A 22,642-nucleotide genomic window follows, 5' to 3' on the forward strand; every position below is an offset into this window, starting at 1 on the left:
TGAGGGCACCGGGTTGATTCAGGTGCCCCGCGTCATCGTTGACTTTCATCGCGAGCGAGCTCGCTCCTACAGGCCTTCACACCAGGTAGTTCTTCAGTTCGCGGGCAATCACCATCCGCTGAATCTCGCTCGACCCTTCGTAGATCTGCGTGATCCGCGCATCCCGATAGTATTTTTCCACCGGATAGTCTTCAAGGTAGCCATAGCCGCCATGAATCTGAATGGCGGACGAGCAGACCTTTTCCGCCATTTCCGACGCAAACAGCTTGGCCTGTGACGCCTCCGACAGGCAGGGTTTACCAGCGGTGCGCAGGCGTGCGGCGTGCAGGATCATCAGTCGCGCGGCGTTCAACTGCATGTGCATGTCGGCCAGCAGATTGGCGATGCTTTGGTGTTCATTGATGGTTTTTCCAAACTGCACGCGGTCGCGGGAGTAGGCCAGTGCCGCTTCGAACGCCGCGCGGGCGATGCCCAGCGCCTGGGCGGCGATGCCGATGCGGCCGCCTTCAAGGTTGGACAAGGCGATGGCCAGGCCCTTGCCGCGTTCGCCCAGCAAATTGGCCTCGGGGATACTGCAGTTGTTCAGGGTGACGGCGCAGGTATCGGAAGCACGGATGCCCATCTTGTGTTCGGTGCGGTCGACGATAAAACCGGCAGTGTCGGTCGGCACCAGGAACGCCGAGATGCCACGTTTGCCCAGGTCCGGATCAGTTACGGCAAACACAATCGCCAGTTTGGCCCGCTTGCCGTTGCTGACGAATTGTTTGGCGCCGTTGATCACCCACTGGCCGTCGCGCAGTTCGGCGCGGGTGCGCAGGTTGTGCGCCTCGGAACCGGCCTGGGGTTCGGTCAGGCAGAAGCAGCCGATGACCTGGCCGCTGGCAAGGTCCGCCAGCCAGGTCTGTTTCTGTTCTTCGCTGCCGTAGTTCAGCACAGGCCCGCAGCCCACGGAATTGTGGATGCTCATGAAGGCGCCGGTAGCACCGTCGCCGGCGGAAATCTCTTCTACCGCCAGGGCGTAGGCCACGTAGTCGACATAGGTGCCCCCCCACTCCTCGGGGACCACCATGCCCAGCAGACCCAGTTCGCCCATCTTCGCCACCAGACCGTCGTCGATCCAACCGGCCTTTTCCCAAGCCTGGGCATGGGGCGCGATTTCGCCGCGGGCAAAATCCCGGGCCATGTCGCGGATCATGACTTGCTCTTCGCTCAATTCGATATCGTGCATGGCTCAGCTCTCGCTCTGGTCAAACCCGCTGAAGAAGCTCGCCACGTGTTCGGCGTCCAGCGCCCGGAGGGTGGGCGGGTTCCAGCGTGGTGTCTTGTCTTTGTCGATCAGCAAGGCGCGCACGCCTTCGATCAGGTCGCCGCGCTCGAACCACTGGCGGTCCAGGTGCAGCTCTAGGGCGAAACATTGTTCCAGCGGCAGCTCGCGTCCGCGACGGAGCATTTCCAGGGTCACGGCCATGGCCAGCGGCGAGCGGGTTTCCAGCAGGTCGGCGGTGGTCACGGCCCACTCATGGCTGTCGGCAACCGTTACCTGGCGCAGTTGTTCCACAATACTCGGCACGTCGACCTGGGCGAAGAAGTGGTCGATGGCCGGGCGCAAAGTCGCCAGTGGCGCATCGGGCAGTTGCTGCACGCCGAGTTTTGCCAGCAGGCTTTGCAGATCCTTGAGTGGTGTGTCGTGCCATTCGAGCTGGTCGAGTTTTTCGTCCAGCGTGCCCAGCCTGGCGCTTTCGAGGTACCAGTCGGCCAGGCCGCAATACAGCGCATCGGCGGCGCGAATCTGCACACCGCTGACCCCGAGGTAAATCCCCAGTTCACCGGGAATGCGCGGCAGGAAGTAACTGCCGCCGACGTCCGGGAAATAGCCGATACCGACTTCCGGCATGGCCAGGCGGCTTTTCTCGGTGACTACCCGCAGGTCCGCGCCTTGCACCAGGCCCATGCCGCCGCCAAGGACAAAACCGTCCATCAGGGCCAGCACCGGTTTGCGGTAGTGATGGATCGCAAGGTCCAGGGCGTATTCCTCGACGAAGAAATCTTCGTGCAGGGTGTCGCCGCTTTTGAAGCTGTCATGCAGCGAGCGAATGTCACCACCGGCACAGAAGGCTTTTTCCCCGGCACCGCGCAGGACCACGGCATGGACTTGCGGATCCTGGGCCCAGGCGTCGAGCTGGCGGTGCAGGTTGCGCACCATGTCCAGGGTGAGGGCATTGAGGCCGGCGGGGCGGTTGAGGGTCAGGTGACCAATGTGGTTGCGAACCTCGGCCAGTACTTCGTTTTGCGTGGCATCCATGGACTGAGTCCCTGGAGAAGTAACCTGAGCAGTCATCACTAACTCCCTGCTTTTATTGTTCTTTATCGAGATGCTCGCGCGCGAGCGATGGCGGATCGTATCAGTGCAAATTTGCCTTGTACAACCCGAATAAGTGCAGGTTGTCTGTGCATTTTTGCATGCCGGTGTCCGGTATTGTTACAGCGTAGACCAAGGCGAATTCAGGCAAACGCTGCGAGCAGATCCTCTTCGAACGCCTTCTGCGCCTCACCGGCCACCTGTGCGCGGTGCCGGGCCAGATGAAACGCGACGTCGAAACTCATGTCGCCTCCGCGCACAGCCCTGAGCAAACCCTTCTCTTCCCAACCACGGGCGAAGTGGCTGGGCAAGTAACCGACATGCTTGCCGGAAAGGATGAAGGCGAGGGTGCCTTCGACTTGTTCGGAGCGCGCCGAACACAACTTGCCCTGGAAGGGTTCGTCACTGCGCAGGAAGCGGTAGGGGTGATCGACCCGGTCGCAGGCCTGCAGATCCTGATCGTCGGGGGCCGGATTGGTGAACAGCGGATGGCCGGGGGCGCAATACAGATGCTGGGTTTCAATGAACAATTGGCGGTAGTCAAACGCGCTTTGCACTTGGGAGAAATAGCCGATGGCCAGGTCCAGCCGCTGTTGCAGCAGCAAACGCTCCATTTCACCAGGCATGGCGCTGATCAGTTCGATGCGCACGGACTCGTCCCGCTCACGGAAGCGCCGGATCGCCTCGGCCACCCGTTGCAACACCGATTGATCCAGGGCTTCGGACAGGCCCAGGCGCACTTCGCCGATCAAGCGCCCGGCCACGCCGTTGGATTGATGACGGAACGCTTCGATGGACTGGAACAGTCCACGGGTGGCGCTGAGCAGTCGTTCACCCTTGGGCGTGACCCTGAACCCTCCCTTGCCGCGACTGCATAGCCGATAGCCCAGGCGGGTTTCAAGTTTGGCCATTTGCTGGCTGATGCTCGACTGGCTCAACCCCAGTTCGCCCTGGGCGGCGCTGAAACCGCCGCACTCCACCACGCTGACAAACAGACGCAACAATTGCAGATCCAGATCGTGGAGTTGGCCGAGCATCAAACATTACTCCGTCATAAAGTCAGGTTAATTAACTTGATATTTTACCAATGTATCCGACGACGCATCCTGCCACCACTTCCTCTGGTCAGGTGTTCGTCATGGCTCCCATGTTCAAGCTGTGTTTACCCGCGCTGTTCCTTGCCATGGCCGCATCGGCCCAGGCCGAAGACAAGGTGGTCAATCTGTACAGTTGGGCCGATTACGTGGCCCCCGAAACCCTGCAACGGTTCGAGCAGGAGACGGGTATCCATGTGCGCTATGACACCTTCGACTCTTCGGAAGTACTGGAGACCAAGTTGCTCACCGGCGGCAGCGGTTATGACGTGGTGGTGCCGTCCTCCAGCGTACTGGCCCGGGGGCTTGCGGCCGGGGCGTTGAAACCGATTCCCCACGAAGGACTCAAGGGTTACGCCAACCTCGACCCGGACTTGCTCGAAAAACTCGCCGCTGTCGACCCGGGCAACCGCTATGGCGTGCCTTACACCTGGGGCACCCTGGGTTTGGGCATGAACGTCGAGGCGGTCAGGCAGCGCTTGCCGGATGCGCCGCTCAACAGCCTGGACCTGCTGTTCAAACCCGAGTACGCGAGCAAGTTGAAGGACTGCGGCATCGCCATTCTCGACTCGCCCCAGGAGGTGATCGGACTGGCGTTGCACTACCTGGGTAAAGATCCCTACAGCACGGACAAGAACGATCTGTCAGCCGCCGAGGCGTTGCTGCATCAGTTACAGCCGAACGTGCTGTACGTCGCCACCGGGCGGCAGATCAGCGACCTGGCCAATGGCAGCGTGTGCCTGGCGCTGACCTACAACGGTGACGCGAGCATGGCTGCCGACCAGGCACGCAAGGCCGACAAACCCTTTGAAATCGCCTACCGGATTCCCAAGGAAGGCACCCTCGTGTGGCAGGACAACCTGGCGATTCCCAAGGACGCGCCGCACCCCGAAGCCGCCCGCGCCTTTATCGAGTTCATGTTGCGCCCCGAGTCCGTGGCGGCACTGACCAACACCTTGTTCTTCGCCACGGCGAACCAGGCCGCCACGCCGCTGGTGGATGAAGCGGTGCGCACCGATCCGGACATCTACCCGCTGGCCGACCTGCGGGAGCGGCTGTACGCCGACCGCAGCATGAACCTCAAGGACATGCGCCAGCGTACCCGCTTGTGGACCACTTTCCGTAGCCGCCAATAAGAAAAGAGAAGGAGCCTTCAATGGACGTCCCGATGCAGAACGATCAAGCCCTTACCCGTGACAGCCTTTACGGCACGGCCGCCGAAAGTACCTACGCCGGCATCACCAGTTTCATGCGTCGGCGTTACAGTCGCGACCTGCGTGGCGTTGATGTGGCGGTCAGTGGCGTGCCGTTCGACACCGCCACCAGCAACCGCCCAGGCGCTCGCTTCGGACCACGTGGCATTCGTGCGGCCTCTGCCGGGATCGCCTGGGAACGGCACTGGCCATGGACGTTTGATCCGTTCGATCACCTGGCGGTCATCGACTACGGCGATTGCGATTTCGATTACGGCTCGCCGCAGTCGACGCCCGAAATGATTGAGGCCCACGCCGAGCACATTCTCGATGCCGGCACGGCGATGCTGACCTTTGGCGGCGATCATTTCATCACCTATCCGCTGCTCAAGGCCCATGCCCGCAAGCACGGGGCCTTGTCGCTGATCCACTTCGACGCCCACAGCGACACCTGGCCGGACGAAGAGGGCAAGCGCATCGATCACGGCACCATGTTCTGGCACGCGGCCAAAGAAGGGCTGGTGGATCCATCGCGCTCAGTACAAATCGGCTTGCGCACCACCAATGACGACCATCAAGGCTTTCAAGTGCTCGACGCGCGGCAGGTGCATCGCCGTGGCTGCGAAGCGATTGTCGAGGCGATTCGCGCCCGGGTCGGCGACAACCCGGTGTACCTGACCTTCGACATCGACTGCCTCGATCCGGCGTACGCCCCAGGCACCGGAACCCCCGTGTGCGGCGGCTTGAGCACGGTGCAGGCGCTGGAGATTCTCGGTGGCCTGCGCGGGATCAACCTGGTGGGCATGGACGTGGTGGAAGTGGCTCCGGTCTATGACAGCGCGGAGATCACGTCACTGGCGGCGGCGACATTGGCGATGGAAATGCTGTGTCTGTATGCGGCCAGGCATAAGGTCGATAAGTAGTACGCGGTCGAAATGCAGGAGCGAGCCTGCTCGCGATAGCGATCGTTCAGCCAACATGGATGTTGAATGTTCCGCCCTCATCGCGAGCAGGCTCGCTCCCACAGTTTTGATTTGTGTCAGGCCACTGGAATCATTGGCAGGTCGAGGATCTGACCGCCGCTGAACCGTGCGGACGAACCGGAAATGGATTCGTGCGGCACGCCTTTGGCCACGTCACTGACGGCGTCCAGTCGTGCCATTTGCTCGGTGCTCAACTGCACATTCAGCGCACCTAACGTGGCGTCCAGTTGCTCCCGGGTCCGGGAACCGAGGATCGGAATCAGCGCCGTGGTCGAGCGCCTGGCTTTTTCCCGCAGCCAGGCAATGGCCACGTGGGTCGGGCTGGCGTCCTGTTCGACGGCGACATCGATCAAGGTGTCGAGCAGGGCGGTTTCGCGGGCGCTTTTTTCGGCATGAATCAGCACGCCGAGCTTGTTCGCGCGATTGTCGCCCTCACTGTTGCGATATTTACCCGTCAGGAAGCCGCCACCCAGCGGCGACCACAAGGTCGCTGCCAGGCCCAGGGCTTCGGCCATCGGCAGTTGTTCACGCTCGGCAGTGCGTTCGGCGAGGCTGTACTCGACCTGGATCGCGGCAATCGGCGAAAAACCACGCACCTCGGCCAGCAGGTCGGCACGGGCGATGCGCCACGCGGGGAAGTTCGACAGCCCGGCGTAATGAATCTTGCCGGCACTGACCAGATCGTCGAAGCCGCGCAGGATCTCTTCCATGGGCGTGACGCCGTCGCTCATGTGCGCCCAGAACAGGTCGATATGCTCGGTCTTCAGGCGTTTCAGGCTTTCTTCGACGGCGCGCACCATGTTCTTGCGGCTGTTGCCAGTGTGGGAAATGCCGTCCGCCGGTGTAGTCCCGAGGGTGTATTTGGTGGCGATGACCAGGCGATCCCGTTCTGCGGCAATGAATTCGCTGAGCATGGCCTCGGACTGTCCGCCCTGATAGCCATTGGCGGTATCGATGAAATTGCCACCGGCCTCCAGATAGGCATCAAAAATCCGCATGGCTTCGTCACGCTCGGCGCCATGGCCCCAGCCGGTACCGAAGTTGCCGGCACCCAACGCCAGTTCGGAAACACGCAAGCCGGTTTTACGACCGAAAACTTTGTAATGCATGGGATGACTCCAGATGGGTGGCGACAAGATTCAATAGATTGCATATGACATTTATAAATATGATGCTGATAATCTAATGCGTCAAGGTGCTTTTCCTTCCTGCATAAATTCGCCGATCACTGGTCGCGTTATCGATACGCAATGGCATACTGCCGCCCATGACTATCTATTCCCCCTTAAGCGCCTGGCAGCATGCCATCGAACAAAAGGGCTTCGTCCAGGACGAGGCCCAGGAACATGCCGTGTGGGCCCTGCAAAAGTGCCACGAAGCGCTGCGTGAAGGCCGCTCGTCCATTTCCGGCGTGTACCTGTGGGGGCCGGTGGGGCGGGGCAAGACCTGGCTGATGGACCAGTTTTACCAAAGCCTGCGGGTACCGGCGCGGCGCCAGCACTTTCACCACTTCATGGGCTGGGTGCACCAGCGCTCCTTTCAACTGACCGGCACCGCCGACCCGCTCAAGGCGTTGGCCCGGGAACTGGCCGAAGAAGTGCGGGTGCTTTGTTTCGATGAGCTGTTCGTCAATGACATCGGCGATGCGATCATTCTCGGGCGCCTGTTCCAGGTGATGTTCGAACAGGGCGTGGTGGTGGTCTGCACGTCCAATCTGCCGCCGGACCAGTTGTACGCCGACGGTTTCAATCGCGACCGTTTCATGCCCGCCATCGCGGCGATCAAGCAGCACATGCAGGTGATTGCGGTGGATGGCGGGGAAGACCATCGCCTGCATCCGGGGGCCGGTTTGCAACGTTATTGGGTGGCCGAGCCCGGTAACCTCGGCGCTTTGGGTGAAGTATTCCAGTTGTTGAACGTCGGCCAGTCAGTATCGAGCGAGCCAGTCAAGGTCGGTCACCGTTCCCTTGAGGTGATCAAGGCCAGCCCGACGGTGCTCTGGACCCGTTACGCCGCGCTGTGCGAGCAACCCTTCGCGGCCATGGATTTCGTCGCCCTGTGCGATACCTACGGCGCTATTCTGTTGAGTGACGTGCCCAACCTCAGCGCACAGAAACGCGCCGGGCGTATTGCCCGTGGCACAGAGGACGGTGTCGAGCGGGTGGAAGCGGGGGACCGTGAGTTGCCGCAGTTGTCGGTGCATGACGACGGTGTGCGACGGTTCATTGCCCTGGTGGACGAGTGCTACGACCGCAAGGTGCCGCTGTACCTTGAAGCGCAAGTGCCCATGGCGTCGCTATACACCGAGGGTTATCTGGAATTCCCGTTCCGCCGTACCCTCAGCCGATTACAGGAAATGCAACTGCAACGGTTTGCCGAAGTTTGATCAGGATTTGATCGGGAGCAGCGAACATGAATCAGCCCCTGTCACACCATTTGCTGACCATGGCCTATCAGAACGCCTGGGCCAATCACCGCCTGGCCAAGGCCTGGCGTCAGTTGAGCCCGCAGGAACTGAGCGCGCCCCGGATCAGTTTCTTCCCGACGATCCGCGCCACCCTCAACCATATCCTCACCTGTGACTGGCTTTATGTGGACGCCCTGGAGCGCGAACTGCGCGGCGACGATCCGCATCCCGATTACCGGGTGTTCTTCAAGGAAGACGAGCCCTGTCTTGTTGCGCCAGACCTGGTTGGCGAACAGGCCCGTGTCGACCGCCGGCTGATCGCCTACTGCGAGCAGATGCGCGATGCCGACCTCGGCAAAATCGTGACCATCGCCCGCGACACCCCGCAATACGACAGTCGCTTGCGCCTGCTGTCCCATTTGTTTGAGCACCAGATCCATCACCGCGGCCAGGTTCACGCCATGCTCAGCGGCACTTCGGTCAAGCCACCGCAACTCGACGAGTTTTTCTGCGCCGGTGAGTCGCACTTGCGCGCCGAGGACTTTGCCGAGCTGGGATGGACCGAAGCCTTGATCTGGGGCGCTTGAGCGGCAAAAGATTTCCTCGGTTGCGATTGTCGTCGGCACGGTGCTCGCGCTATGGTCAGCGCGCACTTCAGCGTGAAATACATGCTGGGGGCTACTTCATGAGTGATCGAGGATGGAAATGGACTTCGCAGAAATTCTTGTGCTTCAGGCCAGTTACACCAATCCGGTGCATGCCGAGGCTATTTGTCTGGTGTTGAACCACTACGCCGAGGACCCGATGGGGGGCGGCCAGCCGTTGCCGGCCCATGTTCTGGAGCAACTTCCGGCAGAACTTGCCCGGCGTCCTCACGCCTTCAGTGTGCTGGCCTTTGTCGGTGGCGAGCCGGCCGGGCTGGTCAATTGCTTCGAGGGATTCTCGACCTTCGCCTGCCGGCCGCTGGTCAATGTGCACGATGTGTCGGTGGTGAAAAAATTTCGCGGCCTGGGCTTGAGCCAGAAGATGCTGCAAAAGGTCGAGGACATCGCCCGTCAACGTGGTTGCTGCAAGCTCACCCTGGAAGTGCTGGAAGGCAATGCCGTGGCCCAGGGCTCCTATGAAAAAGCCGGTTTCGCCGCCGGCATGTTCGACCCGGCACACGGACGGATGCTGTTCTGGACCAAGAGCCTCTGATTCAACAGGCAAAAAAAGGGCGTCCATCAGGACGCCCGACAGTCTTCTTTGAAGCTAACGATCATTTCGGTCTGTAGGTTTCAGTCATTTGTGCGGTTTGATCGTCCGGAACCCTCAGCGCAGTGCTTTGGATAGGGTGCCCCAGGGCTTCTTGCTGGGCCAGTCGCAGGCTTTCGTAGTAATAGCGCATGCGTTCGGCCCCACCTTCGGCAAAAGCGCTGGTTGAGCCCAAGGCCATCAGGCCGGCGAGAATCATTGCGGTGTGTTTCATGGTTTGCCTCCCACTACAGATGTCGGATGCCTTTCGTCCATGAATCAATGAAGCAGTGTCGAAATGGCATTATCCGCCGATTCGGTTAAATGGGAATGAACTTCGCCAACGACCTGAATGGCTGCAGCGGGGCATGAAAAAGGGGCCGGAACCGGCCCCTGAAAGGATTACTGCTGGACGACCGTCGGTGGCGTCCTGGGCTTCATCAGACTGAAGTCGATCAACGCCCGTTGCTCACGCTCATAGGGGTTGCCGATCATCAATGGCCGGGGCTTGAAGCTGTCGCTGACGAGGCTTTTGCTGCGATCGAGTTCATCGAAACTCAGGCCGGCCAGGTCCGCCCAGGTGTGGATCAGGTGCGAGCTGCTGTAAGGACGCGAGAGATCACCGGCGAGGTTCCAGTCATGGGTTGCGCGCCATTTCGGCGAAGCCCAGGCCATGAACGGAATGGTGTACATCGGTGCTGTCGGCTTGTTCTCGTTGCGCCCCAGGGTGCTGTGGCCCACGGAATCGAACACGTCTTCGCCATGGTCGGACAGGTACAGCAGGAAGCCGTTGGGATTGGTCCTGGCGTAGTCCTTGATCAGGCTGGACACCACGAAGTCGTTGTACAGCACGGCATTGTCGTAGCTGTTGTACGTGGGCAACTGGTCATCGCGAATACCGGCAGGCACGCCTTCGCGGTCCTGGAACTTGTCGAAGGTCGACGGGTAGCGGTACTGGTAGCTCATGTGCGTGCCGAGCAAATGCACGACGATGAGTTTACGCGGTGCCCCGTCGGCGAGGGCCTTGTTGAACGGCTCGATCACGTCGCCATCGTATTGGGCGGCGTTCTGGTTGCGGTTGTTGTTCAAGTACACCTGCTCGTCGGCCTGTTCGGAGAAGGTCGTGAGCATGGTGTTGCGCTTGGTCATGGTCTGCTGGTTGGTGATCCAGAAGGTCTTGTAGCCCGCCTGTTTCATCATGCTGACCAGCGATGGCGTCGACAGGTACAGGTCCGGGTTTTCTTCGTCGGCGAAGGTCAGGACCTGCTGCAGCGCCTCAATGGTGTAGGGGCGCGGGGTGATGACGTTGTCGAAAACGTTCAGCTGATCCTTGAGCTTGTCCAGTTCCGGCGTGGTTGGCCGGGGATAGCCGTACAGGCTCATGCGTTGGCGGTTGGTGGACTCGCCGATCACCAGCACCAGGGTCGCAGGCGTGTTGGCCATGACGTCCTTGAGGTTGTGCAGCGGTGGAATCTTGCTGGCGCTTTCCAGCATGTCCTGCATGCCGGCCAGGGTGTCGAGGTAACGGTGATAGGCCACCGCCATCTGCCATGGCACCGCCGGTTCGATGCGGGTTTCGAACTTCTCGAAGCCGGCGGCGAAACTGCCGGTGCGCTGGGTCTGCTTGATCAGTGGATAGGCGACCACGGCGAACAGGAGGGCTGTTGCCGCGACCAGTGCCTTGCCACGCGACAGGTACACCGGGCGCAGGCGTGTCCACAGGAACCAGGAAAAAGCGCTGTGGGCCAGGAACGCCGGGACCATCCACCAGGCAAAGTATTGGGTCATGTACTCGCCGGCTTCAGCCACGTTCGACTCGAACATGATGAAGATGACGCTTTGGGAAAACTCCTGCTGATAAATGAAGAAGTAACCCAGGCTCGCCATGGAACACGCCCACAGCACGACGCCGATCACGGCAGCCATGACGCGGGTTTGCCGGGGGAACAGCAGCATCGGCGCCAGCCAGATGGCGCTCATGACGAAGGCCTGGCGGAACCCGGTAAAGCCGGAGGTGCCAGTCAGCTGGATCAGTAGTTGGGTGATGCCGGAAAAGTACCAGAAGAAGACAAACAGCCAGACAAATCCGGCCCAATCGAAACCTGCCGCAGTGGTTTTACTGCGTTTAAACCAAGACATTCAGCGCTCCAGCCGAGAATTCACTACCACCGCCGTGACTTGGATATCGCGGACGACGAACGAGGGCCGCGCGGAATCGGGCGACCTAAACGAGTAATTATCGTGGGGCAATTGTGAAAATTTTGTGAGTTGCCAAGGGTGGCAGGGCATGAGCCGGTGCGGAAACAGTGCAGACTGCTTCCGCTTCAAAGGAGGGAATCAGGTGAGCGGGGTGCGCTACACCGCAGCCAGGGGCTGCACTTGACTGGCTTGCAGCTGTAGCCGCAGTTTCGCCAGTTCCTGCTTCAACTGATCGCGTTCGCTTTTCAACTGACGCAATTCATCGCGACGGATTGTGACGTAAAGGGTTTGTGCTGGCAGTGCGGTATGTACTGTGCCCATTGCTCACCTCGCAAATGGCGTGTCTCAACTGTGGGTACGCCTCGAAATCCGGGCTGACCTACTATCGGCGCCAATTTTGATTTCTTTTGCCCCCAAAGGGAACTTTTTTATTTTTCATGGTCGTTGTGTCTTCGGTTTGATTCCCGACGTTATCCATCAGGATCGGGCACAATGCCCGGAAACTTCACGCCAACGCTCTGGACTAACCTCATGAGTCGCGTTGGGCTATAACCTTTGACACACTTTAATTTGTAGTAGGGAGCATCAGCACATGCAACTCGGGATTATTGGACTGGGCCGCATGGGCGGCAATATTGCGCGGCGCCTGATGCTCAACGGGCACACCACCGTTGTTTACGATCGCAATACCGCCTTTGTCGAAGCCCTGGCCACAGAGGGCTCCACCGGCGTCAGCGATCTGCCGGCGCTGGTCGCCGGCCTGGCCAGGCCGCGTGCGGTCTGGGTCATGCTGCCGGCCGGCGCGCCGACCGAAGAAACCATCGACACCCTGAGCACCTTGCTCGAAGCCGGCGACACCATCATCGACGGCGGCAACACCTTCTATAAGGACGATATCCGCCGGGCCAAGACCCTGTCGGAAAAAGGCCTGCACTACATCGACGTCGGTACATCCGGCGGCGTCTGGGGCCTGGAGCGCGGTTACTGCATGATGATCGGTGGCGATGCCGAGACCGTTAAACGCCTCGACCCACTGTTCGCAACCCTGGCACCGGGCCTGGGCGACATCCCGCGCACCAAGGACCGCAGGTCCGAAGACGATCGAGCCGAACGTGGTTATATTCATGCAGGTCCGGCCGGCGCCGGGCATTTCGTGAAAATGATCCACAACGGCATCGAATACGGAATGATGCAGGCGTTTGCAGAAGGCTTCGACATCCTCAAGACCAAAAACAGCGAGAGCCTGCCGCAAGACCAGCGTTTCGACCTGAACGTCGCCGACATCGCCGAAGTGTGGCGTCGTGGCAGCGTGGTGTCCTCGTGGTTGCTGGACCTGACGGCCGATGCCCTGGCCAGCGACTCGAAACTCGACGGTTTCTCCGGGTCCGTGGCCGACAGCGGTGAAGGGCAATGGACCATCGAAGCCGCCATGGAACAAGCGGTGCCGGTGCCGGTGCTGTCGAATTCGCTGTTCTCCCGCTACCGTTCCCGTGGACAAGGCAGTTTCGGCGACAAGATTCTCTCGGCCCAGCGCTTTGGCTTCGGTGGCCATGTGGAGACCTCGAAAAAATGACCCACGCGATCCGCAGGAAATCCAAGGCTGAGCCCGCTCCACCGACCACGCTGTTTCTGTTTGGCGCCCACGGTGACCTGGTCAAGCGTCTGTTGGTACCGGCGCTGTATAACCTCAAGCGCAACGGGTTACTCGGGGATGGACTGCGGATCATCGGCGTTGACCATAACGCCATCAGCGATGAAGGCTTTGCGCAAAAGCTCGAAGAGTTCATTCGCAACGAGATGGCTGGCAAGGGTGACCACACCCTTGATCCAGCGGTCTGGTCAAGACTTGCCAAAGGCATCAGCTACGTCCAGGGCGATTTCCTGGACGACAGCACTTATCAAGCGCTGGCGGCGAAAATCGCCGACAGCGGTACCGGCAATGCGGTGTTCTACCTGGCCACCGCGCCGCGTTTCTTCAGTGAAGTGGCACGTCGTCTCGGTGCCGCCGGATTGCTGGAGGAAACTCCCGAGGCGTTCAGAAGGGTGGTGATCGAAAAGCCCTTCGGCTCCGACCTGCATACGGCCGAGGCCTTGAACGCCTGCCTGCTCAAGGTGATGACGGAAAAGCAGATTTACCGGATCGACCATTACCTGGGCAAGGAGACCGTGCAGAACATCCTGGTCAGCCGCTTCTCCAACAGCCTGTTCGAAGCGTTCTGGAACAATCACTACATCGACCACGTGCAGATCACCGCCGCCGAAACCGTCGGCGTGGAAACCCGTGGCAGTTTCTATGAGCACACCGGCGCGCTGCGGGACATGGTGCCCAATCACCTGTTCCAGTTGCTGGCGATGGTGGCGATGGAGCCACCCGCGGCGTTTGGTGCCGATGCAGTGCGCGGCGAGAAAGCCAAGGTCGTTGGCGCGATCCGTCCATGGACAGTCGAGGAGGCCCGCGCCAACTCGGTGCGCGGCCAATACGCCGCCGGTGAAATCGATGGCAAGGCGCTGCCGGGCTACCGCCAGGAAGACAAGGTCGCGCCCGACAGCAATACCGAAACCTATGTGGCCCTCAAGGTCATGATCGACAACTGGCGTTGGGTCGGCGTGCCGTTCTACCTGCGCACCGGCAAGCGCATGAGCGTGCGTGACACCGAGATCGTGATCTGCTTCAAGCCGGCGCCCTATGCACAGTTCCGCGATACCGAAGTCGATGAGCTGCAGCCGACCTATCTGCGCATTCAGATTCAGCCGAACGAAGGCATGTGGTTTGACCTGTTGGCCAAGCGCCCCGGTCAGGCCCTGAAAATGGACAACATCGAGCTGGGGTTCGCCTACAAGGACTTCTTCGAGATGCAGCCGTCTACTGGCTACGAGACCCTGATCTACGATTGCCTGACGGGTGACCAGACGTTGTTCCAGCGCGCCGACAACATCGAAAACGGCTGGCGCGCGGTGCAACCGTTCCTGGATGCCTGGCAGCAGGATTCCACCGTGCAGCGCTATGCCGCCGGGGAAAACGGCCCCAGGGCCGGCGAAGAACTGCTCACCCGTGACGGCCGCGTCTGGCACCGCCTCGGATAATGTGGGAGCGAGCTTGCTCGCGATGGCGGCGGCACATTCAACATCCTTGTGTCTGACAGACCGCTATCGTCGGAACGCCGCCCGGAGCAAGCTCGCTCCCACAGGGTCGGTGGTGTCAGAGCCAGTAGCTCACCGCATACCACCCGAGCACGCCCATCACCACGGTGTACGGCAACGCCATCCAGACCATGCGCCCATAAGACAGGCGCACCAGCGGTGCAATCGCCGAAGTCAGCAGGAACAGGAACGCCGCCTGACCGTTGGGTGTCGCCACGCTCGGCAGGTTGGTGCCGGTGTTGATCGCAATGGCCAGGGTTTCGAAATGCTCACGGGTCATCTCGCCTGCCATGAAGGCGCGCTTCACTTCGGTGATGTAAATGGTTGCCACGAACACATTGTCGCTGATGGCGGACAACAGTCCGTTGGCGATGAAGAGCATGCCCGGTTGCTGGTCTGCCGGCAGCATCAGCACCCAGTGGATCAGCGGGGCGAACAGTTGCTGATCGTGAATCACCGCGACCACGGCGAAAAACACCACCAGCAATGAGGTAAACGGCATGGCGTCCTTGAACGCGGTGCCCAGGCGGTGTTCGTCGGTGATGCCGGTAAAGGCGGTGATCAGCACGATCACCATCAAGCCGATCAAACCCACTTCGGCGATGTGAAACGCCAGCCCGGCAATCAGAATCAGTGCGGCAAAGCCTTGCACCAGAAGCGCTGCGCGTTGGCGCGTGGTGCGCTCGGCATTGTCTTCGGCGGCGTAGTTGGCCAGCACCGCACGGACGTTATCCGGCAGCAGCGTGCCGTAGCCGAACCAGCGCAATTTTTCCAGCAGGACGCAGGTTACCAGCCCGGCAACCAGTACCGGCAGGGATACCGGCGCGACCCGGGTAAAGAACTCGGCGAAGTGCCAGCCCATTTCATGGCCGATCAGCAGGTTCTGCGGTTCTCCCACCAGCGTACACACACCGCCCAGCGCGGTGCCCACGGCGCCGTGCATCAGCAGGCTGCGCAGAAAGGCGCGGAACTGTTCCAGATCGCCCTGATGCAGGGTGGGCAGATGATTGTCGTCGCTGTACTCGCTGTCCTGACGCGGATCGTTGCCCGAGGCGACGCGGTGATACACCGAGTAAAAGCCTACGGCGGCGCTGATGATCACGGCGGTCACGGTCAGGGCATCGAGGAACGCCGACAGAAAGGCCGACAAAAAACAGAACATCAGGGCCAGCAGGGCCTTGGAGCGGACCCCGAGCAGCAGGCGCGAAAACAGGTACAGCAACAGGTCCTTCATGAAATAGATACCGGCCACCATGAACATCAGCAGCAGGATCACCGGGAAGTTGTGCAGTAACTCGTCGTACAGCGCCTGGGGCGTGGTCATCTTCAGCAGCAGGGCTTCAATCATCAACAGGCCGCCGGGCATCAGCGGGTAGCATTTGAGCGCCATGGCCAGGGTGAAGATGAACTCCAGCACCAGGAGCCAGCCGGCAGCCACCGGGCCCGCGGTCCACAGCACCAGGGCATTGAGAATCAGAAAGCCGACGATGCAGGCCTTGTACCAACGGGGCGAGTGCCCGAGAAAGTTGTGCGCGAACGCCTGGGCCATTGAACCGGACATCGGCTGCTCCTTGTCTTGAGAAGCGCGCAACTTGCCGTAAGCGCGCCAGAAGATCAAGCGCAGGAAAAACTCCGGTGTTTATCCCTGGAAACGGGCGATGACCGCCTTGTAGTTTCCGTGCAGCGAATAGCCTCCCACCACGATGTGTCCATCGACTTGCGCGGCGACACAGGTGGCGCTGTCCAGGCTGGGGCCGAGGCGGGTACGTGTATAGCCGCTGCCTTTACCAAAACGGCGATCGGGAAGGCCATTGGGCAGGCACCGCCCGAGAATGAAGTCTGCTTCGACGCCGCCGAGGGTGGCGCCCGCCGTGAGCACACTGCCATCGGGTTGTAACTGCGCGGCGGTCCACTGGCATCCGCTGTAACCGATTTCTCGCCGCTGGGGGTGTCCTCCGTTGCAATGACTGTCGGCTCGGCCGTTGCTGTGCAATTTGAATGTCAGGCAGTGCATCGGCTCGCGACTGCTGCCAAAACACAGGATTTCGCCTTCGTGTTGCTGGACCACCCGGCTGACCCGGGCGCCATGCCCTTGCGCCTTGAAGGTCACGAATCCATCCACAGCAAAACGGTCGTCGAGGCGCCCGTCCGGGTGATAGCGTGCCAGCAAGCCTTCCTCGGGAAAATTGATCGATCCACCGACCAGGATTCGGCCATCACGTTGCACCGTCAGGCTGCTGAGCCAGGTATTCATCAGCAGGTGCCTGACCATCACGAAACCGCGACCGTTGAACGAACAGTCCAGTGAGCCTTCGACATCCAGTCGTATCAACATACCGACGTGATCGGCCAGTTCGAAGTGATGGTTGGCCAGGATCAGGATTCGGCCGTCTTGCTGTACGGCCACATCGCAGGCTTCTGCGCCGGGCACACCGGGAGGCAGCAAGACATCGCGCATGCCCAGGGACAGACCACCAGGCAATCTCACGACACGGCGGCCATTATCGCCAAAGCCTTGCACCAGGCCGCCGTCCTGGTCCAGCAATGCCAGGGCCGGGAGTGTGCGGTGCGCGTTTTCGTATTGCAGGCCGGCCAACAGGATATTGCCGTCGGGCAGGATCAGGACCTTGGTGCCCATGGCTTCGAACCCCGGTTCGAATTGCCCGATGACACTGCCTTGTTTACCGAACGTCAGGTCTGCGCACCCATCCGCCAGCAAGCGGGCCACGCCAAAGCGGCTGCCATCGGGCATGCCGACTTTTGCGGCTACCAGCAAGCGACCTTGCGCATCGATTGCAACGTCATTGGCCAGGCTGAAAAGGCTGTCGGCGAAATAGACCTGGGTTTTGCCATTGGCGGCAAACGACGTGTCGAGGGCCCCGGCGTTGTTCCGGGTGGCGGAGTAGGCAATAGCGGACTGGCTTGGCATGCACCGCACCTCCTTGCGAGTCGTCCTGATCCAGAAGTTTGGGTGGCGACTTGATAAGGAGATTATTCAATCCCTGAATGGGAATATGCACAACTGCAAGAACTAACAGACGGAGGGTCGTTGTGTGCCACAACAGTGTCTTTTCGAACCAATGGCGAGCCTGCAAAGTATCAGGCGTATGCAAAGTTCGAATTAAGCAGTGTCAAGTAGTGCGTGCGGCCAGAAAAACTGCGAACTAAAGAAAGGAAAAGGGCGCGGATTACCCCGGAGTAATCCGCAAAACGATTAGTGCGGCATCGACCACGACTGAAGCGTGTAACCTTCCTCGCTCAATTCGGCGCGAGCCTGTTCCAGCAGCAGTTCGAGTTGCGCGGGATCGGAATAGGCGCTGCTGGGGATCTGCTTGCGGCCAATGCTGGTGCTGGTGCGGTCGATAACGGTCAGGCTGAGCTCGCCATTACCGTCTTGTGGAGCCCAGGCCACGCACTTGAATGGTTTAAATGCGCGGTCGGCAATCAGAAGTGCTTCGTTGATACGCAGCGGGGCGTTCATAGGGTCTTCTCTCTGTGTGCCCAATCAAGTGATGTGCCGAGGGTTGGGCTTACCGTTCGGCTGGTTACTTGTACTGATGCCCGCAACCGGGGGTTGGGTCACACACATTCAAAAGAAATTTCCACTTTATTTCACAGACCCAGGAATGAGCCTGACATTGAAAGCTGAGTGAAAGGAAAGAGTCGTTAGGTGACTAACATAATCGCAACTTATAACTGGTTTAATGGCGTCCCTATAGTCAAACAGTACAAGGCCCTGTCAAATTCTTGCTAATGTTACAGTTGGGTCTGCCAAATGACTGTTTTTAATAAAATTTTGTAAATTTGGCGCCAAGGAACAGTCATGAGCGATGTGCCTGCCTTACGACGTTTGTTAGTGGTTGACCCCTGTGACGATTGCTATCGCCTGCTCCCTGGATTGCGCGATATCGGTTGGGACGTTGACAGCTGCACGCTGGAGAACGCCGTTGACCGGACCTGTGACGTAGGCTTGCTACGCTTGCAGCCCTCGCACCTTGAGCACCCGGAGGCCGTCAAAGAACTGATCAGCCGCAGCGGCACTGAGTGGATAGCCGTACTCAATCAGGAAGTGCTGCGGCTGCAAAATGTCGGCGACTTCGTCTGTGAGTGGTTTTTTGACTTTCATACCTTGCCGTTCGACGTGCACCGGGTTCAGGTAACACTGGGCCGGGCGTTCGGCATGGCGCGGTTGCGCGGGCAGGGTACGGTCCATGTTGATCAGCCCGAGCACGAATTGCTGGGCGACAGCAAACCTGTCCGTGAGCTGCGAAAACTCTTGAGCAAACTGGCTCCGACCGAATCTCCGGTGTTGATTCGCGGTGAAAGCGGCACTGGCAAGGAGCTGGTCGCGCGAACCCTGCATCGCCTGTCCCAGCGTCACAGCAAACCCTTTATCGCGATCAATTGTGGGGCGATCCCTGAGCACTTGATCCAGTCCGAGCTGTTTGGCCATGAGAAAGGCGCATTTACCGGCGCGCACCAACGCAAGATCGGACGGATAGAGGCCGCCAACGGTGGCACTCTGTTTCTCGACGAGATCGGTGACCTTCCACTGGAGTTGCAGGCCAATCTGTTGCGCTTCCTCCAGGAAAAACACATCGAGCGGGTCGGCGGCAGTCAGTCGATTGAGGTGGATGTGCGGGTTCTGGCGGCGACGAACGTCGACCTGGAAGCCGCCATCGAGAAGAAACGCTTTCGCGAAGACCTGTATTACCGCTTGAACGTACTGCAAGTGGCGACCGTTCCGCTGCGCGAGCGACCTGGCGACCTGGCGGTGCTGGCCAACCACTTCTCCCATTTCTACAGCCATGAAACCGGGCGTCGCCCACGCAGTTTCAGCGACGACGCGTTGATTGCCATGGGCAAACACGACTGGCCAGGCAATGTGCGCGAGCTGGCCAACCGCGTCCGTCGTGGATTGGTGTTGGCCGAAGGCCGGCAGATCGAGGCCCGTGATCTGGGGTTGATCAGTCAGCATGCGATCGCCGCGCCGATGGGCACCCTCGAAGAATACAAGTCCCGGGCCGAACGCCAGGCGTTGTGCGATGTATTGAATCGCCATAGCGATAACCTGAGTGTCGCCGCCAAAGTGTTGGGTGTGTCGCGACCGACCTTCTACCGGTTGTTGCACAAGCACCAGATTCGCTGAGCTCCGGCCGCAAACCAAAAAACCGTTGCGATTGCAGCGGTTTTTTTGTTCGGGTCAGAAGTAGTAAGGGAGTTTCAGACTGAACTGGAAGTCCGGCGCATCGTCGGTCATGCCGATGGACAGGTTGGGCACGATGGTCAGGTTGTTGGTGGCCGCAATGGTCATGCCGATGTTGAAGTAACCGGCATTGGCATCGCTGGAAACCACCGATTGCCAGTCCCCGCCGTCTTCCTTGAGCTTGCTTTTGCGTTGCACCAGGTCAGAAACCGAGAACGACATGCTCATCTTTTCGTTCAGGGCGAACGCGATACCGGCGCCGATCTGGAAGCTGTCGCCAATGCGTACCTTGCCCGGTGTCTTGACCGCCGGGTTGGAGCTGATGTCGTCGAAAGATTCTTCCAGGTTGTGCGTGTAGGACAGGCTGCCGAACAGCACTGCCGGATCGAACGTCTTGACCAGCGAGATCCCCGGCGTAATCGACCAGACGCCGTTACCGGTAGGCAAGGACTCAGGCACGGCCAGGTTTGAGTTGTCGGCCACCCGAACCAGCTTGATACCGAACGGGTCTTTGCCGGTGGGCGCCTTGACGCGCAAGGTCACCACGGCATCCGGCGTGTTGACTGACTCGTCGAGGAATTTGTAGGCGATACCGAAGTTGACGTCGCCTATGGTCGGGTCTTGCGTGACGGAATCTTCGGTCGTGACGTTTGCGGCTCCGCTATTACCGCCACCGGACTGGTACGTGGACTCACGGTAGACCACCGGCACGTTCAGATCGAACTGCCAACGATTGTTGAAGTTGTAGCGGCCGGTGAGGTCAAGCGTCCAGGTGTCGGCCTTGATCCGGTCCAGGTTGATGGCGCCCAGGAAGATCGAGTCCAGGGCGAGAAACCCGTTGAGGATCAGTTGGCGGGTATCGTACCGGGAGTAGGTTATCCCGGTTTCGACGCTGAACTTGCCACCGCCGAAGAACCCGCTGGCTTCGTCATACAGGTTCGAAACGCTTTGCGCCGGTTGCGAGTCACTGGCCAGCGATTGTCCATAAGAACTGCCGCTGCCCCCGGCGGCGACCCCTGGATTGCCTTTGAGATCCGCTGGCGATTTGGCCAGGCGCTTGGGTGGGGGCGAAGCGGGCTGCTCTTCGACCTGGCGAACTCGCTGCTCGAGCACCGCCAGGGCCTTTTGCTGGACTTCGTATCGTTGTTTCAACTCCAGAAGCTCTTGTTTGAGCGCCTCCAGTTCCGGGTCAGGTGCTGCGTGCAATATCGCTGCCGGGAGCAGAGCACTCAAGCATGCAACTGCACGCAGTGATACTGATCGGTACATGAAATAACCCGTCCATTTGTGCCCAATGGTCCAGAGTCAGCGTAGTTCAATACCCCATGGTCCGTAACGCAGCGAGTTGGTTGAGGTTGCACTCCAGTACACCCGCACTCGGGCCATTGTTGTTGAGCACCACGTTGAGTTGAGTCATGTTGTCCACAATATTGCTGCTGCCCAGCAACCGGGTGTTTTGCAGCAACCCGCCCTGGGCGACCTGTTGCAGGCTTGTGCCCTGGTTGTTGTTGGCGGTAATGGACATCTGAACACCGCCGCCGGTCGCGGATACGGCGACACTGCCTGCGGCATTGCTGCCGGTAATGGTTTGGCCGGCTATCAGCGCCTGGCCCTGGCTTGGCACCAGTGCAGGGGCCGTGCTGGCCTCTTTGACGTTGATGGCGATGTTGTTGTTTGCGCTGTTGCCATCGCCTGCTGCTCGTGTGACCTGGGTTATGCCCCGGGAAGTGTTCAGCGCATCGCCCCCCGACACGTGACCGCTGCCCGACTTGGGCGAGCCGCCATGACCGGATTGCTTGATGGTTGAAACATAGAACTGGGGTTTGACCGTTTCGGCTTGAAGCTGCATCGAGGTGGACGCTCCGATCAGGTCACCACTGGCATTGCGCCAGGTACTGCTCATGACAACACCGAAGCTGATGACCCGCCCCGGCATCACATACCGGCCACGCAATTCGGCCAGTTCATCGTCCTTGAGTTCGATGGGTCTGAACTCTTCAGCAAAACCTGAAGTGTTCGCTGCCAGAAAGGCAGCGACCACCCAATACGAGGTTTTCATTTGCTGCTCCCGGAGCATCCAGCCCCCTGTCATCTTGTTGGCGATTAAAAGAAGTCGCTCTGTATGAAACCAAAATCCATCAATTCAGCATCTTTGACCGGGTTGAAGTTATCCATCTTGTTCTTGGCAGTCAGCGGTTCCGGTGGACTGCGTAACGCATTGGTTTTGTCGTAACCGGGACCGACGATAGCGAAAATAATGCCATTCCAGCCTTTGACAAAATCATCATGGGCGTAGCGTTTGTGTCCGAGTACCGGGTCGCCGATATAGACCCAGTTCTTGTCCGCCCGCTGTAGCACCACAAAATGCTTGTAGCCGCGAATTTCCATCAGCACCACCACTGGAATCGTCACGGCTTCGAGTCTTTCCGGCGGGATCCTGTAGCCCCGGGCGCGCATGCCGATGCGTTCTATGTAGCGCTTCATGTCCAGCATGGAAAAACCCTGGGTACGCACAAGGTCCTGGTCTGCGGTGACCAGCATGCCTTTGATGATGTGTTCCTCATCGACGTCCAGCCAATAGGCCTGGCGCAATATCGTTGCCAGCGCAGCGGCGCCGCAGCTGAAATCGGTTTTTTGTTCGACGATGTCGCTGAACTTGCGCTCGCGCAAACTCTGTACGTGCTTGTACACCAGTACGCCACCGGGCAGGGCGGCAACCGGCATCTGTGCAGCCTGGGTCAGGCCAGACAGGCAGAGCAGGGCGAAAAGGACAGTCTTACGCATGTTCGATACGCCTTGGGACAGTGGAAAAAAACCGTCGCCGGAG

General features: G+C 59.8%; 21 protein-coding genes. 8 read left to right on the forward strand and 13 right to left on the reverse strand.

The annotated features are described in order from the left end of the window. Window positions 1–76: 76 nt before the first annotated feature. From BSF44_RS23980 to BSF44_RS23990, 3 genes are all read right to left on the reverse strand, one after another. Entirely contained in the window at window positions 77–1,228 is a 1,152-nt protein-coding gene (locus BSF44_RS23980) for an acyl-CoA dehydrogenase family protein (protein WP_095945606.1), read from the reverse strand. A 3-nt stretch (window positions 1,229–1,231) separates the two neighbouring features. Further along, entirely contained in the window at window positions 1,232–2,338 is a 1,107-nt protein-coding gene (locus BSF44_RS23985) for an enoyl-CoA hydratase/isomerase family protein (protein WP_095945607.1), read from the reverse strand. A 164-nt stretch (window positions 2,339–2,502) separates the two neighbouring features. Further along, window positions 2,503–3,396, reverse strand: a complete 894-nt coding sequence (locus tag BSF44_RS23990; protein WP_095945608.1) for a LysR family transcriptional regulator — start codon at window positions 3,394–3,396, stop codon at window positions 2,503–2,505. 101 nt (window positions 3,397–3,497) lie between these two features. Between BSF44_RS23990 and BSF44_RS23995 the strand changes: the two genes are divergently transcribed. Then, window positions 3,498–4,589, forward strand: a complete 1,092-nt coding sequence (locus BSF44_RS23995; RefSeq protein WP_095945609.1) for a polyamine ABC transporter substrate-binding protein — start codon at window positions 3,498–3,500, stop codon at window positions 4,587–4,589. A gap of 20 nt (window positions 4,590–4,609) precedes the next feature. Continuing rightward, window positions 4,610–5,569, forward strand: a complete 960-nt coding sequence (speB, locus tag BSF44_RS24000) for an agmatinase (RefSeq protein ID WP_095945610.1) — start codon at window positions 4,610–4,612, stop codon at window positions 5,567–5,569. 116 nt (window positions 5,570–5,685) lie between these two features. Here speB and BSF44_RS24005 read toward each other — a convergent pair whose 3' ends face one another. After that, on the reverse strand, window positions 5,686–6,738 hold the full coding sequence (locus tag BSF44_RS24005) for an aldo/keto reductase (protein WP_095945611.1): 1,053 nt from the start codon (window positions 6,736–6,738) through the stop codon (window positions 5,686–5,688). Between the two features lie 158 nt (window positions 6,739–6,896). Between BSF44_RS24005 and zapE the strand changes: the two genes are divergently transcribed. The 3 genes from zapE (at window position 6,897) to BSF44_RS24020 (ending at window position 9,233) form a co-directional block, all read left to right on the forward strand. Beyond that, a complete protein-coding gene (gene zapE / locus BSF44_RS24010) occupies window positions 6,897–8,015 on the forward strand; it encodes a cell division protein ZapE (RefSeq protein WP_095945612.1) in 1,119 nt (372 codons plus the stop codon). A 26-nt stretch (window positions 8,016–8,041) separates the two neighbouring features. Then, entirely contained in the window at window positions 8,042–8,623 is a 582-nt protein-coding gene (locus tag BSF44_RS24015) for a DinB family protein (RefSeq protein WP_095945613.1), read from the forward strand. Window positions 8,624–8,741: 118 nt separating this feature from the next. Beyond that, window positions 8,742–9,233, forward strand: coding sequence for a GNAT family N-acetyltransferase (locus BSF44_RS24020; protein WP_095945647.1), 492 nt, complete (start codon window positions 8,742–8,744; stop codon window positions 9,231–9,233). Between the two features lie 61 nt (window positions 9,234–9,294). On the opposite strand, the gene BSF44_RS24025 is transcribed toward BSF44_RS24020, so the two are convergent. From BSF44_RS24025 to BSF44_RS30420, 3 genes are all read right to left on the reverse strand, one after another. Further along, complete coding sequence (locus tag BSF44_RS24025; RefSeq protein WP_095945614.1) at window positions 9,295–9,504, reverse strand: hypothetical protein; 210 nt, start codon at window positions 9,502–9,504, stop codon at window positions 9,295–9,297. A gap of 167 nt (window positions 9,505–9,671) precedes the next feature. Then, the gene (locus tag BSF44_RS24030; RefSeq protein WP_095945615.1) at window positions 9,672–11,408 is read right to left on the reverse strand and encodes a phosphoethanolamine transferase CptA; all 1,737 of its coding nucleotides are present in this window, start codon (window positions 11,406–11,408) and stop codon (window positions 9,672–9,674) included. Between the two features lie 216 nt (window positions 11,409–11,624). Then, window positions 11,625–11,789, reverse strand: coding sequence for a DUF6026 family protein (locus tag BSF44_RS30420; RefSeq protein WP_172435395.1), 165 nt, complete (start codon window positions 11,787–11,789; stop codon window positions 11,625–11,627). Between the two features lie 271 nt (window positions 11,790–12,060). On the opposite strand from BSF44_RS30420, the gene gnd reads away from it, so the two are divergent. Together gnd and zwf are read left to right on the forward strand one after the other, a co-directional pair. Continuing rightward, window positions 12,061–13,041 (forward strand): phosphogluconate dehydrogenase (NAD(+)-dependent, decarboxylating), encoded by a 981-nt coding sequence (gene gnd, locus BSF44_RS24035; protein WP_095945616.1) that lies wholly within the window; start codon window positions 12,061–12,063, stop codon window positions 13,039–13,041. Further along, on the forward strand, window positions 13,038–14,552 hold the full coding sequence (gene zwf / locus BSF44_RS24040) for a glucose-6-phosphate dehydrogenase (protein ID WP_095945617.1): 1,515 nt from the start codon (window positions 13,038–13,040) through the stop codon (window positions 14,550–14,552). The genes gnd and zwf overlap by 4 nt, the downstream gene beginning before the upstream one ends. Window positions 14,553–14,667: 115 nt before the next feature. On the opposite strand, the gene nhaB is transcribed toward zwf, so the two are convergent. The 3 genes from nhaB to BSF44_RS24055 form a co-directional block, all read right to left on the reverse strand. Next, entirely contained in the window at window positions 14,668–16,170 is a 1,503-nt protein-coding gene (nhaB, locus tag BSF44_RS24045; protein ID WP_095945618.1) for a sodium/proton antiporter NhaB, read from the reverse strand. A gap of 78 nt (window positions 16,171–16,248) precedes the next feature. Further along, on the reverse strand, window positions 16,249–17,538 hold the full coding sequence (locus tag BSF44_RS24050) for a hypothetical protein (protein WP_095945619.1): 1,290 nt from the start codon (window positions 17,536–17,538) through the stop codon (window positions 16,249–16,251). A 285-nt stretch (window positions 17,539–17,823) separates the two neighbouring features. Continuing rightward, window positions 17,824–18,090: a hypothetical protein gene (locus tag BSF44_RS24055; protein ID WP_007970062.1), complete on the reverse strand. Its 267-nt coding sequence runs from the start codon at window positions 18,088–18,090 to the stop codon at window positions 17,824–17,826. A 342-nt stretch (window positions 18,091–18,432) separates the two neighbouring features. Here BSF44_RS24055 and BSF44_RS24060 point away from each other — a divergent pair, with 342 nt between their 5' ends. After that, window positions 18,433–19,758: a sigma-54 dependent transcriptional regulator gene (locus tag BSF44_RS24060; RefSeq protein ID WP_095945620.1), complete on the forward strand. Its 1,326-nt coding sequence runs from the start codon at window positions 18,433–18,435 to the stop codon at window positions 19,756–19,758. 54 nt (window positions 19,759–19,812) lie between these two features. Here the strand turns inward: BSF44_RS24060 and BSF44_RS24065 are convergent, their stop codons facing one another. The 3 genes from BSF44_RS24065 to BSF44_RS24075 are packed head-to-tail and all read right to left on the reverse strand — an operon-like array spanning window position 19,813 to window position 22,599. Next, window positions 19,813–21,084, reverse strand: a complete 1,272-nt coding sequence (locus BSF44_RS24065) for a transporter (RefSeq protein ID WP_095945621.1) — start codon at window positions 21,082–21,084, stop codon at window positions 19,813–19,815. Between the two features lie 46 nt (window positions 21,085–21,130). Beyond that, window positions 21,131–21,892: a hypothetical protein gene (locus tag BSF44_RS24070; protein WP_095945622.1), complete on the reverse strand. Its 762-nt coding sequence runs from the start codon at window positions 21,890–21,892 to the stop codon at window positions 21,131–21,133. Between the two features lie 26 nt (window positions 21,893–21,918). Then, on the reverse strand, window positions 21,919–22,599 hold the full coding sequence (locus tag BSF44_RS24075) for a C39 family peptidase (protein ID WP_095945623.1): 681 nt from the start codon (window positions 22,597–22,599) through the stop codon (window positions 21,919–21,921). Window positions 22,600–22,642: the final 43 nt, after the last annotated feature.

This window comes from Pseudomonas sp. ACN8 (genome assembly GCF_002303925.1).
GTDB lineage: Bacteria > Pseudomonadota > Gammaproteobacteria > Pseudomonadales > Pseudomonadaceae > Aquipseudomonas.

Bases quoted from the DNA above. Each gene is read 5' to 3' on its own strand.
- BSF44_RS23980 (WP_095945606.1), bottom strand. From the start codon at position 1,228: ATGCACGATATCGAATTGAGCGAAGAGCAAGTCATGATCCGCGACATG.
- BSF44_RS23985 (WP_095945607.1), bottom strand. From the start codon at position 2,338: ATGACTGCTCAGGTTACTTCTCCAGGGACTCAGTCCATGGATGCCACG.
- BSF44_RS23990 (WP_095945608.1), bottom strand. From the start codon at position 3,396: ATGCTCGGCCAACTCCACGATCTGGATCTGCAATTGTTGCGTCTGTTT.
- BSF44_RS23995 (WP_095945609.1), top strand. From the start codon at position 3,498: ATGGCTCCCATGTTCAAGCTGTGTTTACCCGCGCTGTTCCTTGCCATG.
- speB (WP_095945610.1), top strand. From the start codon at position 4,610: ATGGACGTCCCGATGCAGAACGATCAAGCCCTTACCCGTGACAGCCTT.
- BSF44_RS24005 (WP_095945611.1), bottom strand. From the start codon at position 6,738: ATGCATTACAAAGTTTTCGGTCGTAAAACCGGCTTGCGTGTTTCCGAA.
- zapE (WP_095945612.1), top strand. From the start codon at position 6,897: ATGACTATCTATTCCCCCTTAAGCGCCTGGCAGCATGCCATCGAACAA.
- BSF44_RS24015 (WP_095945613.1), top strand. From the start codon at position 8,042: ATGAATCAGCCCCTGTCACACCATTTGCTGACCATGGCCTATCAGAAC.
- BSF44_RS24020 (WP_095945647.1), top strand. From the start codon at position 8,742: ATGGACTTCGCAGAAATTCTTGTGCTTCAGGCCAGTTACACCAATCCG.
- BSF44_RS24025 (WP_095945614.1), bottom strand. From the start codon at position 9,504: ATGAAACACACCGCAATGATTCTCGCCGGCCTGATGGCCTTGGGCTCA.
- BSF44_RS24030 (WP_095945615.1), bottom strand. From the start codon at position 11,408: ATGTCTTGGTTTAAACGCAGTAAAACCACTGCGGCAGGTTTCGATTGG.
- BSF44_RS30420 (WP_172435395.1), bottom strand. From the start codon at position 11,789: ATGGGCACAGTACATACCGCACTGCCAGCACAAACCCTTTACGTCACA.
- gnd (WP_095945616.1), top strand. From the start codon at position 12,061: ATGCAACTCGGGATTATTGGACTGGGCCGCATGGGCGGCAATATTGCG.
- zwf (WP_095945617.1), top strand. From the start codon at position 13,038: ATGACCCACGCGATCCGCAGGAAATCCAAGGCTGAGCCCGCTCCACCG.
- nhaB (WP_095945618.1), bottom strand. From the start codon at position 16,170: ATGTCCGGTTCAATGGCCCAGGCGTTCGCGCACAACTTTCTCGGGCAC.
- BSF44_RS24050 (WP_095945619.1), bottom strand. From the start codon at position 17,538: ATGCCAAGCCAGTCCGCTATTGCCTACTCCGCCACCCGGAACAACGCC.
- BSF44_RS24055 (WP_007970062.1), bottom strand. From the start codon at position 18,090: ATGAACGCCCCGCTGCGTATCAACGAAGCACTTCTGATTGCCGACCGC.
- BSF44_RS24060 (WP_095945620.1), top strand. From the start codon at position 18,433: ATGAGCGATGTGCCTGCCTTACGACGTTTGTTAGTGGTTGACCCCTGT.
- BSF44_RS24065 (WP_095945621.1), bottom strand. From the start codon at position 21,084: ATGTACCGATCAGTATCACTGCGTGCAGTTGCATGCTTGAGTGCTCTG.
- BSF44_RS24070 (WP_095945622.1), bottom strand. From the start codon at position 21,892: ATGCTCCGGGAGCAGCAAATGAAAACCTCGTATTGGGTGGTCGCTGCC.
- BSF44_RS24075 (WP_095945623.1), bottom strand. From the start codon at position 22,599: ATGCGTAAGACTGTCCTTTTCGCCCTGCTCTGCCTGTCTGGCCTGACC.